This window comes from Francisella sp. SYW-2 (genome assembly GCF_008711475.1).
Classification (GTDB): domain Bacteria; phylum Pseudomonadota; class Gammaproteobacteria; order Francisellales; family Francisellaceae; genus Francisella; species Francisella salimarina.
Genome location: NZ_VXKO01000029.1, coordinates 1 through 19,783, shown reverse-complemented (window position 1 = coordinate 19,783; position 19,783 = coordinate 1). Strand labels below are relative to the sequence as shown.

The window sequence follows — 19,783 nt, the reverse complement described above, 5'->3', positions numbered from 1 at the left end:
TCCCTGTTTTAATAAGTATTACTTTAAAGTTTAAATCAATTAACCCTTTTGTTCATCTAATCGACCAACTAGAGATAAAGTAACATCAGCACCTTGATATTTAAAGTGTGGTCTCACTAGAATCTTCACAGTATACCAACCAGCATTACCAGGAACATCACTAACTGTTACTTTAGCTTCTCTTAGTGGCTTTCTACTACGAATTTCTGCAGTAGGATTATCTTGATTTGCAACATATTGAGATAACCATTCATTTAACTCTCTAGAAAGATCTGTAGCATCTTTCCAACTACCTAGCTGTTCTCTTTGCATTACTTTAATGTAGTGAGCTATTCTAGATATGACAAACATATATGGTAGTTGTGTGCCTAATCTATAGTTTAGTTCCGCAGCTTTACCTTCTTCAGAGATCCCAAAAGTTTTAACTTTCTGAACTGAGTTTGCAGAGAAGAAAGCAGCATTATCACTACCTTTTCTATACGCTAAAGGAATAAAACCAAACTCTGACAATTCATATTCCGTACGATCAGAAATAAGAGTCTCTGTAGGAATCTTTGTTTCTATATCACCCATAGATTCGAAATTATGTATTGGAAGATCTTCTACCGCACCTCCACTTGTCGGACCAATAATATTTGGTGACCAGCGATACTTGGCAAAACTTTCTGTAATTCTACTAGCAAATGCAAAAGCTGTATTACCCCAGCTATAGTCATTATGTTCTTTAACTGTTTCTTTATAGTTAAAAGATTTTATAGGTCTTTCTTCAGGATCATACGGTTCTCTCAATAAAAACTTCGGCATTGTTAAGCCTACATACTTAGAGTCTTCAGTGTCTCTAAATGCATTCCACTTAATATATGCTTTCTGCTCAAATAATGATGTCAAATCTTTTATTGTTGATAACTCAGTAATATCATTTATACCAAACATTTTTGGTGAAACCGCTGCTATAAAAGGTGCATGAGATATAGAACCTACAGCAGCAGCATTCTGCAACAGCTTCACATCAGGAGTTGAATGTGAAAAATCATAATTAGCTATGATAGCCCCATATGGTTCACCACCAAATTGACCATATTCTTGAGTATATACTTTCTTATAAAACCCAGATTCGCTTATTTCAGCAGCATCTTCAAAATCGTCCATCAAATCTTGTTTTGAAAGGTTCATTAACTCAACACGAGTATTCTCTCTAAAATCAGTTCTATTGACTGTGAAATGTAAACCTCTCCAAGCAGATTCTAACTGTTGAAATTTTTCATTATGGACAATCTGATCAACTTGTTTGCTTAATTTTTCATCTATCTCCGCTATGAACTTATCAATTAATGAACGATCGATTTTTTCTTCCGCATCTTGATGTTTAACTATCTCACCTAGTAATGCCGTTAAACCCAATTTTGTTTCATCTATCTGTTCGCTATTGCTCTCATCATAAGAAACATCTTCTAATAAACTCTCTAACAAAGAACCTTCATGGCTATGTTGTGTAGACATTATTCTATCTCTCCTTTAAAAACTATAAAATATTACTTTTCAGTATTAGACTCTATTCCTAGTTCTTGACATAATTTATCTAATGACTCTTTATCTTTAACTAAGCTTTGTAGATTTCTTCTGAATTTTGGCACATTACCAAGAGGGCTCTTAAGAGCAACTAGAGCTTCTCTCAACTGCTTCAATTTTTTTAATTCATCAACTTGCTCAACAATCGAGTCAGGATTAAAATCTTTTATAGAATCGAATTTAAGTTTAATACCAAGTTCTGAATCTTTTTCATCTTCATTTATTTTATTTTCAACAGCCATATCTAGTGATAAATTATAGCTCTTCATAACATCATCAAAATTTAACTTATTTATATTTACAGCCTTTCTATCTTCTACAGGAGTATCATCCTCTTTTAAAGTAAAGTCACCAACAGCAAGAAGCTTTAGTGGAAGTTCTTTTTCTTCGACTTTATCACCATGACTACGGTATTTGATATTTATTCTTTCTTTTGGTGCAACACTACCTTCTTTTGATATCCCTTTTGCCATAAAACACTCCTTTCTAGTTAAAATTTATGTATATATAAATTTGATTATAAGTTAAATAATCATCTTCTAAAAGCTTAGAAACTAATTTTTTTCATTATCTCTTCTTTTCTTTTTATTAAAGATTGATCTGATGTGTCAACTATATATTCTTCGTACAGGTTATTTAAACTCCTGAAGACCTCTCTTAGTTCGATATTATTATCAATACATTGATCTACCAAAGAGTCATCACAAACAAATTTTTCAATAACATTTATTTTAGAATAGTTACTTAAATGTGGATTATCACAAGCATATAACAAGAAGCCCATTTTTAAATTCAAGAATTTGGATTTCTTTACATACTCTATAACTTTATTATATTGCATATCCACATCATAACATTCAATGTATTCCTCAAATTTTTCTCTAATAATAGATATATCATCTACTAATTGAGTAAAAACCCAGTCGTAAATATACTCTGGAATACAAACTCTATCTTCATAAGATAACTCAAAAATATTTGGAATTTGGCTTATTAAAAAAGCTAATTCAGCAGAAATAAAATCACTGATTTTTTTAAATACTTTATCATTAGATTTCATGTACATATCATCTAGTATTTGTATCATATACACTTGTATATCCAACAAAAAAGGATTTTTTATAAATAACTTCTCTAACTCACCTAATTTTAAAATAGGATCCGAAATGCATAGTATTTGATTTAATTCTGCTAAATCAGGTGAAGTACTAGTTTCTATGGTTTCCTCATACAAATCATTATAATAAAGAGTATTCCACAAGATTTTTCTGGATTGGATTAGCAATGTAAATAAATCATCTTGATTATCTTTACAAAATGCTAACCTATCAAGTAATTCAGATCTAGCATACTCTTTAACACTGGTAAAATCGTCTATTGCTAACTCTTTAGAACCAAGGTCTTGCTCTTCTATTTCACTCTCAACATATTGTGTCTTGGCTAAATCTCTGTCTTCTTGCTCTTGTCTTTGCCTTTCTAAAGCCTCTTCTTGTTCTTGCTTTAGCTTTTCCTGTTCTTGTCTTTGCCTTTCTAAAGCCTCTTCTTGCTCTTGCTTTAGCCTTTCTTGCTCTTTTTGAGCTAATACAGTTTTTTGTTCTTGAATTCTTTTTTCATTCTCTAAAGTCTTCTTTGCATTAAGAAACCAATCATAAATTTGTAATAATGCTAAATTGTCATCATCTGCATGAAACTCATTAAACCAATTAATCACATCTTGTTTAGCTTGATCTACTCGATCTAAATCTTTTAATTGCAAATCTTGAGGATTTCTATCTCGATAATCTGCTATGAACTTTACCATCCATGTTATCAAGTTTATTCGAGATTTTTTCCTTTTCCCATATGGCATAATAGCATCTTTTTCTTGAGTCAAAATGTTAGAAAACATATATAAACCAGCAAGTAGTCCACCTACTTTATATTTCTGATATAGTGCTACTATTATATAAGTGATAATTTTAAGATGCTTACCTTGTGTAGTTAAAACCACCTTCCCATTTTCAATAATTAATTGCCAATCAGGTGTTTCAGGTACTACATTTTGTAACTTCTGTATCTCATTTTCAATAGCTTCAAATTCTTGACTATATTGAACCTCTGATATATCTAAAGGCTCAATACTATTTGTAACATCGACTATATAATTTTCTAAAAAACCTAACATTTTTCTCTCTTAAAACTTACATTGTAAATTTTCTAAGCTTCCTAAACTATTTATACTACCTTTACCTTTTGTAGATATTTTATATGTTGCGAAACTCTTATTAAACTTGATAGTATAAGTATCATCTTTTTGATTATATTCAAAATGCGATAAGAAGTTTATCAATCCCCAAGGTCCAGTATAAACATTTTTGACATCTTCTTTATTTTTATAATGCCATATTATTTGTACTGTACCACTAGTACTACTATCTTTTGCTGGCCAATAAAAATCTTGCTGATATTGAGGACCATTGAAATAACCATATTTTTTATTATCATATATAATATCGACTCCAGATAAGTCACTTGAAAGGAGTACTGGCGTTAGTCCAACTGTCATATTTAACTTATCTTCTGACGAATTAGTATTGTTATTTTTTGTTAACGCATTTAGCTGTGAAATCACATTAATTTGTTTAAATAAATGCTTATCAAAAGGAAACTTAACATTATTAATTTCTTTAATGGTTAACAAACCAGATTTATCTTTTATAGCAAATGGTAAAACATTATTATTTATATAATTCATCAAATCACTAGACTTAGACATAAGCTGTTTATATTCATTTAGACCTAACTCATCTTTTGAATTTGCAAAAGGATAATTTGATGCTAAATTACTAGAGCAAAACTGTGAAAGTTCATTATTCCATAAATCCGTATCATAGATAGCACCAGCATCAAACATACTATAAGTGAAACTACTCAAATAGCTATCAACTAAGAATGTCATTGATGTAGGTAACTCTTTAACCATTTCCTTAAGTCCTATTAAAGAATCCTGTTTGTTTGTAGCTATTAATTCAGATACAACAAAAGCTTGTTCTTGATTCGTACTTGAATTGCTGCTCATTATCATAACTAACTTTTCGAGTAAACTAATCTTTTCGTTAAGCTGATCAACTCTATATCTATTATTAACAAAGTTAGCCAGAGAAGATATCATTTTCTTATCACTACCATTTGTTGATGAAACCACATCTGAAGTTAAGTTAGTTTTCAACTGGGTAAATATTTGATCAAAAACAGATATATAGCTATTATTTCTACTATCATTATACTTTTGCTGGAAATTTGTCTTCCTGAATTTGATACTTTTCAAAGCGTCAACCCATACACTCGCATAATCATTCCAGTAAAGATCAAATATTTTTGATTTTGCTTTTGTCGCATCAAATTTGGATTTTTGATCTATTGAATCAAAAACCCACTGGTCTTTCTCAGCTATTTCTAGTTCTTTAACTAAGTTTTCTTTTGAATAATTCTGCCATCCATCTACAGTATAAACATAATTAATACTTATAGGTTTTTCAAATAAATTCACATACTGTAGACCGCCTATTATTACAGGCCTATAGTTTGCTTTTTGCTCTATATTTTTTTGTTTAAACTGTTCATAAGCTCTATAAACATAAATATCACCACCCAACACATTCTTTGCTTTTTCTATCAAAGAGTTATCTAGTTTACTATGTAGAGCATCTGATGGTAGTAAAAGTAAATCATCTAAATAAACCTCTAGTGAATTTAAAGTCTCACTATCATTATCATATAAGTTTTTCCAGTAACTATCTAAATTATCTTTTATAAATTTAGTATTCATATGTTGTGTTTTATCAAACATCACATACATCATTAACCAGTTATATAAAGTTTGCATTTTTTGAGCTTTATCAACAGTCTCATTATCACCAGTATTTGAGATTTTATCCATTAAAGATTGAATATTATTCTTGATTTCTTGTAAAATGTATGGCCTAAATACTTCTTTCAACTCTATATTATACTGCTCATTTAATGCCTTGTCTGTTAGCGTAGGAAAACTAAAACCAAAATGATGCCAGCTTGCAAATTTTGTATTTCTTAGTTTTGCTAAATATTCTAACTTTTGCATACGTTCCCAATAGCTTGGAGTATATAAAGGGGCTCCTATTATAGGCTGTAAAGTATTATTGGTATGTTTAACTTCTGCTAAATAGTATGATGCTTGTGTATATCCTGTTATCCAAGACAATACCAAGCCAACAGCAGTAATACCTGAAATAGAATAAACATAGTTTTTATGCTTTGATAGAAAGTGGACAGTATTATCAATAAATGTTGCTTTTCTACCCTCTTTTAATATGACATCTTTCATTATATTTTTTAAGAAATAGATATCAGATCTAGCTTTATCAAAATGATGTATTTTATTTGTACTAACCGCAGTAAAATAAACACCTCTCAAATATAAACTCTTTGTGTAGTTATTTTCATATACAGCATCTGCTAATAAAGAGTTTAACTTTTCACATAGATATGTAAAGTATCTGACAAAATAAAATGCTCTATCATTATCTATATTTGAATTTTTCTTTCTAATACTAGAGAAAACATTTTCATTGATATTATTAATTATATTATTAAACTGATCATCAAGCCAATCAAGTGGTTCTGAAGTATTTGAAGATGGTAATGTTACTCCTAAAATATTATTTGTAACATCAAAACTTTTAGGATCGAAGTATTCTACAAATCCAGGTACTTTATCCATATTAGTTAAAAAAATATATATAGGAATATTCCTAATACCACTGTTATATATCTTTTTTAAAATAATTTTATATTTATTAAAATCTCTTTCTAATTCATTAGGTGTCTCAGTAATGAGACGCTCAGCATTTATATTTAAAATTAATCCATCTAATGGCTTAAGACGACGATTTCTTTTGACTAAGTCTATAACACTATCAAATAGACTTGTTTCCTCGACTCTAGAAACTTCTGTTAGTTTAGAATTTATATCTATGAAAGTTACATCTGGTGAACTATACCAATCGAAAGTTGGCTTATTTGATTTTGCGCTAGTTTCACTGTATTTTGAATTAAAATGTATATTGCAGTTTTTAACTATAGTGGTTTTTCCACTATCAGATAATCCAAGTGTCAGAAACCATGGTGATTTGTATAATCCTCGCCCTCTAAAAAATTTAATATTTTTTGTCTGTAAATAAATAAGTTCTCTTAAGGCTTCTGAGAACTTAGATAAATAACCATTATATTCTTGATCTGCAATATTAAAATTAATTTTATAATCTTTATGTGCTTTAATTACATAAAAAGTAATAAAGTATATACAGGTCAAAAATAATTTAACTACCTCACTAGCAAAAAGATCGTAGCTAGATAATTTAAAAAAAGGTAATAATATCCATATAATAATTAAAGCACTAGCATGGCTTATTATCGTTTTTGAAACTAAATCTCGCTTCATTTATTTACCTCATTAGAGTTATCAATGTTATCAAACACATGTAGCTTTTTAAAAGTTTCAAAACTAAACTTGTCATCTAAGCTACTGGTTTTTAATATGTATTCTGCTAAAACAGTTTTGTCATTATAGATTTTAAATATATTAACGCCTTTCTCATCATTGTAGCTAATATTACCTTTTTCCAAAAATTTAAATAGTCCCCATTCACCATCAAAATTTATCATATTTGTTTCATTATCTTTTGATGTATAGCTTATCGTAACAGGAGACTTACTGACATTAGTAGTTGGCCAGTCAATAATAAAATCTTCTTGAGGCCCATTAGCGTAGCTATATGATTTATTTGCATAATTTATAGTCAGCACAGATAAATTTTTAGCCAAAAACTCAGGTGTTAAAAATAGTTTAAAACCAACACCATCATTAGAGAAAAACATATTTTCTATCATATTAAATGAATTAATCATTTCCAAAAAGTTCTTATCATAAGCAAATGGTTCGCCATAATATTTTTTCCAAACATAACCGTTAGAATTAGAGCTTTTCTCAATAAGTGATGACATATTTTCTTTTATGAACTTTTGCATGACACCGCCTTTTTTAAAGAACTCTATAAAAGACTTTGTTGAACTCTCTTTATGTGATTCTAATTTTATTGGATATCTATCTTTTAGATAGCTATTGTAATATGTTAATGGCCCTTTCTGCCAACGCATATTTATTTCTTTTATTGCCATATCATTTAAGACTCTCGTTGTAATATTTACAAGTTGAGATGTCCATTTTTTTACAGGCTGTGGAGCATTATTGCCCATCTCCCATAAACTTGCAAGATTTTTAAATATAGCCGAATCCTTTTTGTTTTGCACTAATAAAAATGCATCTAAATCAGGCTGACTAGATAATGATATTACCACAAGAGAATTGCGAATATCTCCCAACTCACCTGCTATCATAGATATGGTTCCTGAGCCTTTAGATGAATCATTTTCACTAGCTTGAGACTTTTTATATTCAGCAAGAGACTTAATAAGTCCTCTATAACTTGTAGTTACTATGTTTCTATTATTACCACTTAGTCCAACTTTACTAGATATATCTTCTACGCTTATAAAATTAGTATTTTGTGTAATCTTCTTAAGCACTGCGATGATCGAATTATTTTCTACAGTTAAACTATTTAAAAGCTTTATAAGTGTGCTAATACTCGTAGTTCTTTGAATATTAATATCATCTAATGCCTTATTCCATACTTCTAAATAATCATTCCAATATAAAATATCCATATTAGATTTTAAAGAAACTAAAGATAATCTATCAAAGCTATCTTCATCTGATAAAACCCACATACTTTTTGCAGCCTGTTTTAAATATTCAACCTGATTTTTAAGATAAATATCATAGTACCCTCTTTTGGTGTATAAAGCTGGCAATTTGACTACCTTATTATCAAATACCAGGCTTGTGTTTAAATCTCCAGAGTCTCCCAATAAAATATATTCATCATTATCTACTAGTGCCTTATCCTTCAACATTTGATATGCTAAAACATAAGTTGAGCTTGATCTTAAAATATTTCTAGCCTCAAATAATAAAGATTTGTTCAATTTAATAGTATCTGGAAAACCAGAAATAATAACTGCTTTCAACAACTCTTCTTTATCAGAAAGATCTTGTGCTGATATTTGTTGCTTTTTCCACATAGTATAAATATTTCTAGTGAAAGAAGTTTCATTAAAATGCTCTTTATTTACTAGCATTAAGTATGTTGCTAGCCATATATTCAAATGCTCAATTTGTTTTGAGTTAGCTGTATTATTTTTAGGTATATCATTTATCGCTTGTCTAAGTTGATTCTCAATATCACTTTGTAAATCTGGTATGAACTTAATTTGCACAAGCCTTTGATATATTTTTAATATATCGGTAATAAGAGTTCTATTATAATATAGTCCATACAATGAAAGATTATGCTCATAGTTTATTTGTTTAGCAAATTCAATTGCAGCATTATTAGGTCCTATATTAGAGTGTAGCGCTTTATTATATTTAGAGTCCACACTGTTAAATAAGTTTATATAAGATAAGGAGCTTTTAATCCAAATAAAAGACAATACAAAGCCACATGATAGTAAAGCAGCAGATTTACTATAGTCTCTATATTTTAACTTTTTGATATAGGTAGTATTTTCACCAAAGTTATAAACTTCTTTTAAGATAATCTTTTTAAATATATTGTCTAAAAAATAAACCCTTTGGTCCATTGATTTTTTCACCTTACTCAAGGTTTGCATGCGCATAAAATCAAAGCATGTATCAGAATTTTTATAACTGACAAAATAAAAACCTCTAACTAATATTTTCTCTTGAATTTTGTTATCAAAGAATCTATCTAGACTAGATTCTATAGTATCCAAACAGAAAAGTACTTGCTTAGAAAAAGTAATTATATTAATTACTTTTTCCGTAGGTTGCGTATTATCACATTTAGTAATAATATTTTCATTTAGACTATCAAAAAACTCTTGAAACTTTTCTCTTATTCTTCTGAAGCTAATAGATTCACTCTCAGATAAAGTAACTCCTAAAGGGTCATATTTAAGCTTATCTGAAGCTACAGAAAAATAATCCTCAAATCCAGATATAACCTCCATACCTGTAAAGGTAACATATACAGGTATTTTGATATGAAATTTCTTATTTATTTTTTCCAAATATTTTCTTAATTCAAAAATTTCTGTTTGGATTTTTTTCTGATATAACGATATAGCATCTTTTGACTCAAATATCTTATCTAAGCTAACAACATAAATGATACCATTAATCGGATAGTGCTTGTCCATTGCATAAATATGTTGAAATAATCCATAGAAGTTTTTGAGATTAAATAAAGCTATTAACGCTTTATCTACAGACATATTCCACGATAACTCTGAACTATTAAACTTATCTACAACAGATATAGAATCATTTGTAACACTACTACTCTTAGAGGTATGTCTCATAAGAGCTTCTATACATTCTTTATTATTTCCAAGAATCGTATATACCGGAGTATTAATCTTACTTATCTTTTTTCTTTTCTTTAATAATAAAGATAGTTTTTTTAACTCTTCTCTTACCTTATAACTTGTTAAATTAAGAGCTTTAGTTTTTTTATTCTTTCTTCTTGCAAGAAATACAACAAAAGATGAAAAGCTTAATAGATTTTTCTTATGTAATACATATATTAATATAACAACTATAAGAAGTAATGTTGTGAATAGCTTAGCATTTGTTGATTTTAAAATAGAAAACCCAAATAATGAAATACCTGGAATAACTAACCAAATAAATAATATTAAAATACAAAATATAGCAAGAAATAAGAACCATCGAGTTCTTACAAACTTACTCAAAGCTAAAGGAACTTTTCTAAAAAGATTAGTCATATAGATCTATCTCCAAATGCCTTGCTACTCGTTGACTGTATCTTTAGAAACAGGCGGAACAGACGGTGATGACTCATATGATGATATAAGCTGATTTTTAGTATTATCAATATCTTTCAAAACAGGTAGCTCTGCTTGATTTATAAAGAATGAGAGACCTATATATATAACTAAAAGTATAGCTAAAATAACTCCAAAAAAGATAGAAAAAGTATGCTTATATTTTATTGGAGCTTTTGGCTCATAATCTGTCTGCCAGTGTTTTGCAATAGAAGCATCATCATGTAGATCTCTATATTGACATATAACATCGTATGACTCTCTCTTAAGCCTATCTAACATAAGCTTCCCATTCGTCTTACTAGAGAACTGTCCTTTAAACCCAAGGCATAAACATATATAAATAAGCTCAAACACTTCTATATATTCAGATATATTATCTAAACAAAATAATCTGATTTTGAAAAACGTTTCTCCACCCCAAGACTCATTAAAGTTACTACTTAGCATAGATTGCTGAGACCAGTGTATATTTTGCCCATATTCTGTAGCTAAAATTGCCTCATCTATGAAAGCACATAAAATATACTTAGCGCTTTTAAGAAGATTATCACCTATACCATCCTGTTGACATCTAATTGTAAACTTTGTCAATCCATCTGATAGAATCATTTTTAATTTATCAACACTAAAATCTATGGAGTGATTAATTACTTGATAATGTGTAGCAAAGATTTCACTTGCATATTTCATAAGGCTATTTGGACCAAACATATACTCCTGTTTCGAAACCTTTTGAAACAAGCTCTCGCTAGTTATTTCTCTAACTTGCTCCTGTTTTACTTCCCCAAAATTACGCTGAGTTATTTCGTCATTATCAGCTAATGGCATGAATATAGTTTTATCATCATCATTATTGGCATACATAATAATACTTACCTCTTTGTTGCCCATAGTTGCATATCAATTTGCGAAAATTTTCTTGTTAGGTATATAGACATTATCTTCGATTCATATATTGATTTCCAAAAATCAGAATTTTTATCTAATTCAAAATAGACATAATCTGACATAAATGGTATTTGTTTTGGTGAAGAAGCCATTGATACTACTTTGATACCCGGTAACTGTTTTGATACAACATTTGATATCTGGCTTTTTGATGCTATCTTTATAATTTTAGGAAATGTAAGAGCAAGTTGATCTTTTGGCATTTCAGTTTTACATGCTATAACAAAGCTCCATTCTGAAATATTTGTTAAATCGATGCTCTCCACATTTGCAATATACAAAGCATATTTCTCAAAATAACTAAGAGGTATTCTAATAGCTCGCTCTTCAAAAACGCATGCAAATGCTTCTTTTAAATCTTCAGATAATATTGAGAAAATTTCTGTAAGATCTTCATGCTTATACTTAATATACTCATTATATCCTTTATCTTCATGAGTAAAGGTTCGTAGCTCTGAACTAAACTGTAATAAAACTTTAAAAAGTTCTTCTGGATGTACTCTACTACTGTTATAAATATGCTCTACAATAGGAATATATCTATTTAATAGTTGTACAAACAGCATCTCGATGAGACCTGCCGTCCCATATTCATCGACATTTTTAAGACGCTGCATGATTTGTTTTTTTCTTTGCTGTGCTAACATAAAAACATTTTTTAAAATATTTTTAAGTCTGTTACTAGCAAAAATATTTAATAATGGTGGAATATAAGCTTTGTCTAATAATACTGTTTTATTAGAACTTACAGAGCTTATTTTAGCTACTGGTAACAGAATAAATTCTTGGAAATTAGAAGTATCTATAATCAAATACATATTTAGTTTTAATATAGATAGCTCTATTGATTTCTCAGCTCCCATCATAGCATCACTAACTGTCTGATTTGACATATAGTATCGCTCTGTAGTAGCGTTCAATTTAGTTTCAGAAAATAAACGTGCATTTTGAGGAATAGGTGATACAGCTAAATATACAGTTTTATTGACACAAGTTTCGTCAAGTTGTAATGAGATTTCATCGCCATCAATTTCTGGGATATTGATTATTGTACCATCTGGTAATATAGCTTCACACTTTGTAATAGAAATAATCCCTTGCTCTAACTTAGCTTCATCCACTTCAATGCTCTTTAGACCGTAATTGTATCTACCACTTCTAACTAACTCTTGCTGAGCTGATTCAAAAAGAGTGTCTTGTAATTGAAAATGCTGTTGAGAAACTGTCAGTCCAGAGAACCATGCTACTCTTTTCATATATAAACTATCCTAATTTTATTCTTTAAGTTTAACCCCGTAGCTTGTTAACTTAAGCTTATACGTTTTTGGCAACCAATGACTTTCTACAGGTACTATTTGTTTCCAATCTAAGTTAATATTTCTATAGCCGGCTGCTATACCTATATACTTAGCATCTTCATCTGTAGATATGTATATTTCCTTTTGCTCACCTGGTTGTAACACATAGGTTTCTCTAGATATAACTGATCCTTTCAAGCCATTCTCACTATTAATTTGAGAAAAATTGGCAGAATCAAATGCCAGTTTATCCTTAAGTTGAAATACATAGATCATTATAGAAGAAGGAGTACCCTGCAAGTTAGGATTTATATCATTAGTTGTATCTGCATCAAGATATACAGTTGAACATGAGCCTAAGAATAGAGATAAAATTAAAGTAGTAGCAACACATAACAAACTTCTTTTTTTCATTATTCCACCTATACAATTAATTTTGGTTATATTTTTCTGATATATATTCTTTTATATTTTTCTTCTTCTGTTTTTCTGATGTGCCAAGCATTTGAGTATATTTAACTTTATGCTTTGACCAGCATTTACTGGCAAGTGTGCCAGGTAAAACTCTTCCTGTTTGTGTAACTTCTTTTTCGATCTGATCAGGGTCAAAAGACTCAACCATAAGCTCAACTACTTCTCGAGTTGAATTATCTATTTTTTTGAAATGAGAAATTACTTCACTAATAGATTCCCCTACTGCTTGTCTTGCTGGCATTATCTGATTATTCATATCAAAAAACACTGTTTCTAAGGCTTGCTTTGCAGACATACTCATTTTGAAAGGGTTTTTGACTTGAGAAGTAAACATTGTTAAGTCGCTATCCAGTTTGTTTTTAGCATTGTTTCTTTCCATCATCAAACGAATTAAACCATCTACTGAATATGAGAGTATATCAATGACATCTGAATAAACTTTATCTCTATTAATCTGTGAAATCACATTATAAGACAGTCCAAGTTTTTGACAGAGCATCTCAAGAAATTTGTCATCTCCTTTAAAGCTTTCTTGTTGTATATTTTTTTGTCGTTGCTGATTTATAACTTGTACATCTACCTCTTTGTCTATTTTTCTAGGCTGTTCTAAGCCCTCAGGCTTGAAGTTTGCTGTTTGTAAAGGTTCTTGTATAGTTTCTTTTAAAGTAAAAGATTGCTCTTTTTCTTTTATTGCAGAAAAATCAAACTCCTGATCAGATTCCTTTATATCCACTATATGTGAATAATCTTCTAAGTTTTCATCTTCATTATTTTTTTCTATAGCTTGAGGAGCGTCAATACTTTTTTTATTTAGATCATCAATTATAAAATCCGACTCAATTCTTAACTGTTCAAAAGGATCTCTTGACTGATGAATTGCTTGATTTTTAGAGTCTTCAAATGGAAGATGATTGTTATCTGCAAGGTTTAATTCATTTAGAAATGCAAGCGAGTCATTATCATCCTGAACTTTATTGTCATCGATAATATGTTTAATATCAGTGTGAGCATCATTTTTTAAGATATTCGCAACAACTAACTTATATAGACCTAACTCTAATATATCACCCTGTTTTATTTTAGTTGGTAGATTTCTCTCTAACTTTAAACCGTTAAGCTTAGTTCCATTAGTACTAATATCTGTAACAAAGAACTCTCCATATTGAGATTCTAAAAGCATATGCTTGCCTGAAATTTTTCTAGTATGATCATTTAGTGACCACAAACAGTCTTTTGATCTACCTATATAACCCCCAAGTTCAGAAAAAGTCTTTTGATTCTCAACATCTCCATACTCAGCTTTTATATCTTGTAAGTTACCTATTCTTAAAGTTAGCATAATTTACCTTTATTTACATATCTACTAAATAAATACAACATCAATAATACATGCTGTCATATTATCTCTACCCACATTAGCCAAAGCTTCTTTAATCATCATATCACAGGTCACCCCAGGAGCCTCGCTTCTTGATAAAATAGCCTCTAAGTCAGTATCAGTTAACTCTTTATTTATACCATCTGAACAAAGAAGAAACCTTTCGCTTTTTTTGAGGACTAACCTGTGCTCATCAACAACAACATCTTCTTCTCCGCCAACGACTCTAGCAAGAGCTTCCTTATATTGCTCTGCCATAGGATGAAATTCATCAACAAGTCCCTTCTGTTTTAAGGAATTAAAGACTGTATGATCGATAGTAACTTGAGACAACTGGTTAAACTCAGGGTCAAATCGGTATATTCTACTATCTCCAACCCATAATATCGCAACTTTATTGCCTCTCATTATAAGAGCAACAATAGTAGTACCACATTTCACAGAGCTTCCAACTTTTTTTGCATAATAAAAAAGTTCTGTGTTCTTTTTTCTGATAAAAGCTTTTATGAAATCAACGGTTTGATCAAAACCCACTATATTGTCAGGTAACATAATTTTTTGAGTTACAAGTCCACTAGCATACTCACCATTATGATGCCCTCCCATTCCATCGGCAACTATCCATACTCCAATTTCTGGTTGAGCCAAAAAAGCATCTTGATTAACAGCTCGTTTGTTCCCTACATGAGTTTTCGCGTTAGAAATTATTTTAAGAGACTTACCCATAACTATGTTCTCTTCCTAACTTTTTTACATTTAAAACCATTTTTTTTCGTAAAAGCTCTATTTATATAATTAAACAAATGATAACAATTTTATAAATAGTTATCATCAAGAAAAATATAAAATAAAAGATTTAAATTAGCTAGCGTTTGTAGTGTCTAGGTGACCACTAACATTAATCACTTTATCATCGTAAGTGATATCTTGGAACTTCATTTTTACAATAATGTGACCACGACCTTTTTCATCTGGATTTCTTTGATCACCTTGTTCTAATTTAAGATCTGTAACGATACCATCTTTGAAAGTAGACATCATTGTGGTTTTATTTGAACCACCTGTTGCAGCCCTATCGACCTCAACAACATCCATTTCTTTGATGTTATCTTTACCTGCCATTACGTTTAACAATAGCGCTGGGATACTGTGGTACATAGGAACTTTAACCCATACTATTGATTCTAGAGCTGCTTGCGAATGATCTGCAGCACCAAAGCTATCATTATGAGGTTGATGAAACTCATAACCCCAGTCAAAAGTTAAACAATAGTCTTCAGTCAAAGGGCTTGTAGTATTACTATTACGTCCTGCAACATCTTTTGATCCTGTTTTTTGAGTAATTGTACCAAAATTTCCTGAATCAATTTTTACATAAACTGGCATTTTAATTTATCTCCTGGTTTAATTTATTTTTCACATAGCATTAGAGTAAAGATAAAAATCCTCAATGCTATAATTCGATTGTAGACAAATTATTTTTCCTTTTCTAGCCTTTTGAATTTTTTTTACAAGTATTTTCACAGCATCATTTTATCTTTTATAATCAAACCTAAAGATTTACATTATATTTTTGCAGACATACAATTAATCAAAACTAGTGTAGATTATTTTTAAGTATTAAGACTATGTCCTATCAAAAAGAAGAATTTAAAAAAAATGTAATAACTTTGTCTAATGAAAATAATGCCCATAATATATATGAAATAACTAGCATTAAAAATGATATATTCACTCTTAAAGATAAAAAAGAAAATTCCCAAGAAGCTGAGTTAGCTGCTTCTTGTATAATTGTACCTAAAGTTGGTGATATCGTCCTTTGTATAGAGCATGATAGTCAACTATATATAACTTTTGTTATTAAAAGTTATAGTTTAGAGCCTAAAGAATATAATTTAAAAGGTATAGTAAAAGCTGGACTAGATGAAAGTTATATCAAAATTGATCCTCAAAGTATTAATCTACAGACAAATAAAATCAATTTGGTATCTCAAGTTATTTCAACAATGGCTAATATTGGTAAATGGATAATCAACGGAATAAGCATTAAGGCAGAATCAATTCATCAAAAAACCCAAAATCATAATATTGAATGTAATCAAACATTAAATATATCTGCAAAAAACAAGAAAACAATCATAAAAGAGTTAGATTCTCAAATAGCTGATACAACTCTACAAAATAGTAAGCAAATAAACATTACCACAGATAAACTGAATATAAATAGTTAATCTAAAGTTTCTTAGTACGTCAGACTCAATATAAAAAATTAAACTACAATTAACCAAAATATTTGATTAATAATTCAGATAAGTATAAATTAAAACATATATACTTTTAAAAATTATACGCTGATTTCCACGATGATAAACTTCGCCCTCAATGGTCAAGTAGTGCGTCTATTTGATATTAAGTTTAGTCAAGGCTTGTATACCGGTATTTCAGGTAGTGCCTATATTGATAGTAAAGCTAATGTCGGTGATGAAATCGAATTTAAGTTAGATAACATATCTTTTAAAGCTATAGTTACTAGTACGGACATTGATTCTCAGAGCTGGGCTTTTGGTGGTAATAATCCTACATATATAGCTTTTGTATCTAGTGAAGTTTTTCTCAAAGAAGATAAATCTCTAATCAAATATCCTGATGGCAGGATAAATGATGTTTTAGAAAAAGTCTTAAAAAACTATGAAATAACAGCTGATTTTGAGAGTGATAATAGTATCTTTGTTGATAATGTCTTACAAAATAATAATCTATCTACCTTTAATTATCTAACTAATATATGTAACCAGTACGGGATTGTATTCTATAGAGATTTAAGAGAAGATGCTCAGCTTAAATTCTGTAATACCTTTGCTAATAAAGATGCTATTAATGTAGATGTTCTTGATAAACAAAAAGCTACTATCGATACTAAACCTGTGGCTTATGTAGCTGAAAATATTGTTATTGATGATAATCATAATGTTTTGGCTCTTGGATTTAATCGTCATCAAGCAGATGGTGGCTATAAGAAATATGTCGAAGTTAAAAATGGTATTATCCAGTCGCCATTTATTGGTAGTACTTCTGATTTAACTAACTTTTATGCAGAAAGTTTAGCTAATCATTTTCAAACTTATAAAAATATCTTGGCTTTAGATGGTGTTGGTATTGTAGCTGTTGGTGATACTATACATATCGATAGTAAAAAACTACCTATAGATACCAAAGACTGGTCGATAGTACAAGCAGATGTAAGTATCACTACAGATAGTCAAGAGTTCAATAAATTAGCTACTTGTGAATATTCTGCTATTGCTGTGGCTAATAATGTCCAAAACTTGGCTACAGGTATATTAGATCAATACAATCTATCTAAATTTGTCAAAGAAGGTTTTGCAGTCAAAGGGTATTCTGATGATACAGAAGATGCTACTACTCTTAACGATACAGGTAAGTATCAACTATCTATACCTGAGTACTATACCCAAATTGATGAGGATGAGGTTATCAATGATGTTGCCAAAATTCATCTAAATCATACTCCCGATCAGAAACATAGCTTCCCTCTTGTGCAGAACTCCCCTACTCTAATCATGGAGTTACAAGACCCTACTATTCTTGGTACACGTAATACCGAAGCTAGACCAGCCCATAACAGAAAAGGATACGAGCAAGATTATCGCTTAGCTGATAATAAGCATAACTCGCTTAACTTTATTAATACTGGTGCTTTTAAGCATAATATTGCTAATCCTAAAGCTACCAACTCTGTGGTATTAGAATCTCAAGGCTATCGTGGTGCTAGCCGCTCTGCTGCTCTGCGACTGGGTGATGAGAGCTATCGAGATATCCATAAGGGCAAAAAGTCAGGGATGTCGTTACAATCTCAAGGTAACTTCTATGAGCTACACCCTAACTATAAAGCAACTGTGTATGGTAATCGCAATAATGTAGATGCCAAATACCAAAGTATCTCTCCTGTGTATGCTATGGTAGCACAGAGGCTACATTCTCAGGATAATCCATATCATTTATTAGAGGCAATCAATGCTGATGAATATCATCAAGAAATATTTGCTAAGACTAGTAGCTTAACTACTCATGTCCAAGATAATATTGCAATTGATACTACCGCTGCAAATATTATTGATAAATATACCAATAAAGTAACTAAAGATATTTATCTAAATACAGAAGAAACTCACACAACTGATGATGAACATAATCTACAGTTCAATGAAGTAGAAAGAAATCTAACTGTTGAAAATGATATATTCGAAGAGACTCAAGCTAAAGAGATAAATATAAGTGCTAATGAAGCTATTAATACTCTTTATCATAATCAAAAAGATACCAATGTTGATGGTAATTTGACTTTTGAAGAACATGAGCTAGAGCAGAATATAACCAAAGGCTTAACTCTAGCTGGTGGTGCTATGGCTATCACAGCTAATAAGTTGGTTAAACATGCTCCACAGGGAATACATATCACAGCTAATAAAGTATCTGTAAATACTGCTGAGCAATTAGTCTATGGTATGTATAGTGTTGTTAGTGATGAGAGTAATGTTAAAGATCCACAAAAACCTACTAATGAAGTACTTAGAATCTATATCATGGATAAATATTGTACTGATGAGGAAGTTGCTGAGGATGACAAGAAAATCTTAAAAGATAAAGATAAGATCGTTGATTATATTCAAGATTCTGTCTTGACACCATTATTATCTAATAGCTATATTGAAGCAAAAAGTTTCAAAAATGGTGATGATATTGGTACTCCAATAGCTGTTGAGTTTACACAAGATAAATATTATGAAATCAAACTAACTGATGATATTGAGGCAATATGTTTGAAATTAAACACTTTGAATATCTCAAATAATCGTTTCCAAAGTCTGATAGTTGGTGTAAATGGTGAAAAAGCTGAAGATGTAATAGATGGCTTCAAACATCACCAAAATACTTTATCTTTGAAACCAACGGATTGGCAAAAGATAGAAGTCAAACAAGGTAAAACTGAAACTATCAATGATATTGAGACTACTGTTAATCATCTTGTTATCAATGTCTTTGAACCTCCAATGATGATTAATCTTAGAGAGGATTATTATTTTGCATATTATAAGGCTAATCAAAACTTTGGTGAGTATAACAATCTAATACAAAGATATGC

The 19,783-nt window shown here is 30.0% G+C and carries 13 protein-coding genes; 2 read left to right on the top strand and 11 right to left on the bottom strand.

All coding sequences use genetic code 11. From position 1 onward, the window contains the following. Positions 1-39 precede the first annotated feature (39 nt). From tssC to F3D57_RS08570, 11 genes are all read right to left on the bottom strand, one after another. Positions 40-1,500 (bottom strand): type VI secretion system contractile sheath large subunit, encoded by a 1,461-nt coding sequence (gene tssC / locus F3D57_RS08620; RefSeq protein ID WP_146421460.1) that lies wholly within the window; start codon positions 1,498-1,500, stop codon positions 40-42. 32 nt (positions 1,501-1,532) lie between these two features. Beyond that, positions 1,533-2,042 (bottom strand): type VI secretion system contractile sheath small subunit, encoded by a 510-nt coding sequence (gene tssB, locus F3D57_RS08615; RefSeq protein ID WP_218961589.1) that lies wholly within the window; start codon positions 2,040-2,042, stop codon positions 1,533-1,535. Between the two features lie 74 nt (positions 2,043-2,116). Continuing rightward, entirely contained in the window at positions 2,117-3,733 is a 1,617-nt protein-coding gene (locus tag F3D57_RS08610; protein ID WP_150465950.1) for a type VI secretion system ImpA family N-terminal domain-containing protein, read from the bottom strand. Between the two features lie 9 nt (positions 3,734-3,742). Next, positions 3,743-7,027, bottom strand: a complete 3,285-nt coding sequence (locus F3D57_RS08605) for a type VI secretion protein IcmF/TssM N-terminal domain-containing protein (protein ID WP_150465949.1) — start codon at positions 7,025-7,027, stop codon at positions 3,743-3,745. Next, a complete protein-coding gene (locus tag F3D57_RS08600; protein ID WP_150465948.1) occupies positions 7,024-10,458 on the bottom strand; it encodes an ImcF-related family protein in 3,435 nt (1,144 codons plus the stop codon). The genes F3D57_RS08605 and F3D57_RS08600 overlap by 4 nt, the downstream gene beginning before the upstream one ends. A 24-nt stretch (positions 10,459-10,482) precedes the next feature. After that, a complete protein-coding gene (gene icmH, locus F3D57_RS08595) occupies positions 10,483-11,412 on the bottom strand; it encodes a type IVB secretion system protein IcmH/DotU (RefSeq protein ID WP_150465947.1) in 930 nt (309 codons plus the stop codon). Continuing rightward, on the bottom strand, positions 11,394-12,725 hold the full coding sequence (tssK, locus tag F3D57_RS08590) for a type VI secretion system baseplate subunit TssK (RefSeq protein WP_146421465.1): 1,332 nt from the start codon (positions 12,723-12,725) through the stop codon (positions 11,394-11,396). The genes icmH and tssK overlap by 19 nt, the downstream gene beginning before the upstream one ends. An 18-nt stretch (positions 12,726-12,743) precedes the next feature. Next, positions 12,744-13,181 carry a type VI secretion system lipoprotein TssJ gene (gene tssJ, locus F3D57_RS08585; RefSeq protein ID WP_146421466.1) on the bottom strand — a complete coding sequence of 146 codons (438 nt, stop codon included), beginning with the start codon at positions 13,179-13,181 and terminating at the stop codon, positions 12,744-12,746. Between the two features lie 16 nt (positions 13,182-13,197). Next, entirely contained in the window at positions 13,198-14,580 is a 1,383-nt protein-coding gene (gene tagH / locus F3D57_RS08580; RefSeq protein WP_150465946.1) for a type VI secretion system-associated FHA domain protein TagH, read from the bottom strand. A gap of 24 nt (positions 14,581-14,604) precedes the next feature. Next, positions 14,605-15,345 (bottom strand): PP2C family protein-serine/threonine phosphatase, encoded by a 741-nt coding sequence (locus tag F3D57_RS08575; RefSeq protein ID WP_146421468.1) that lies wholly within the window; start codon positions 15,343-15,345, stop codon positions 14,605-14,607. 135 nt (positions 15,346-15,480) lie between these two features. Then, a complete protein-coding gene (locus F3D57_RS08570; protein ID WP_146421469.1) occupies positions 15,481-16,005 on the bottom strand; it encodes a hypothetical protein in 525 nt (174 codons plus the stop codon). Positions 16,006-16,247: 242 nt separating this feature from the next. On the opposite strand from F3D57_RS08570, the gene F3D57_RS08565 reads away from it, so the two are divergent. Together F3D57_RS08565 and F3D57_RS08560 are read left to right on the top strand one after the other, a co-directional pair. Continuing rightward, on the top strand, positions 16,248-16,850 hold the full coding sequence (locus F3D57_RS08565) for a DUF3540 domain-containing protein (RefSeq protein WP_150465945.1): 603 nt from the start codon (positions 16,248-16,250) through the stop codon (positions 16,848-16,850). A 132-nt stretch (positions 16,851-16,982) separates the two neighbouring features. Beyond that, positions 16,983-19,783, top strand: a 2,801-nt coding sequence (locus F3D57_RS08560) for a hypothetical protein (protein ID WP_150465944.1), incomplete at its 3' end; no start/stop codon positions are given.

Bases quoted from the DNA above. Each gene is read 5' to 3' on its own strand.
- tssC (WP_146421460.1), bottom strand. From the start codon at position 1,500: ATGTCTACACAACATAGCCATGAAGGTTCTTTGTTAGAGAGTTTATTA.
- tssB (WP_218961589.1), bottom strand. From the start codon at position 2,042: ATGGCAAAAGGGATATCAAAAGAAGGTAGTGTTGCACCAAAAGAAAGA.
- F3D57_RS08610 (WP_150465950.1), bottom strand. From the start codon at position 3,733: ATGTTAGGTTTTTTAGAAAATTATATAGTCGATGTTACAAATAGTATT.
- F3D57_RS08605 (WP_150465949.1), bottom strand. From the start codon at position 7,027: ATGAAGCGAGATTTAGTTTCAAAAACGATAATAAGCCATGCTAGTGCT.
- F3D57_RS08600 (WP_150465948.1), bottom strand. From the start codon at position 10,458: ATGACTAATCTTTTTAGAAAAGTTCCTTTAGCTTTGAGTAAGTTTGTA.
- icmH (WP_150465947.1), bottom strand. From the start codon at position 11,412: ATGGGCAACAAAGAGGTAAGTATTATTATGTATGCCAATAATGATGAT.
- tssK (WP_146421465.1), bottom strand. From the start codon at position 12,725: ATGAAAAGAGTAGCATGGTTCTCTGGACTGACAGTTTCTCAACAGCAT.
- tssJ (WP_146421466.1), bottom strand. From the start codon at position 13,181: ATGAAAAAAAGAAGTTTGTTATGTGTTGCTACTACTTTAATTTTATCT.
- tagH (WP_150465946.1), bottom strand. From the start codon at position 14,580: ATGCTAACTTTAAGAATAGGTAACTTACAAGATATAAAAGCTGAGTAT.
- F3D57_RS08575 (WP_146421468.1), bottom strand. From the start codon at position 15,345: ATGGGTAAGTCTCTTAAAATAATTTCTAACGCGAAAACTCATGTAGGG.
- F3D57_RS08570 (WP_146421469.1), bottom strand. From the start codon at position 16,005: ATGCCAGTTTATGTAAAAATTGATTCAGGAAATTTTGGTACAATTACT.
- F3D57_RS08565 (WP_150465945.1), top strand. From the start codon at position 16,248: ATGTCCTATCAAAAAGAAGAATTTAAAAAAAATGTAATAACTTTGTCT.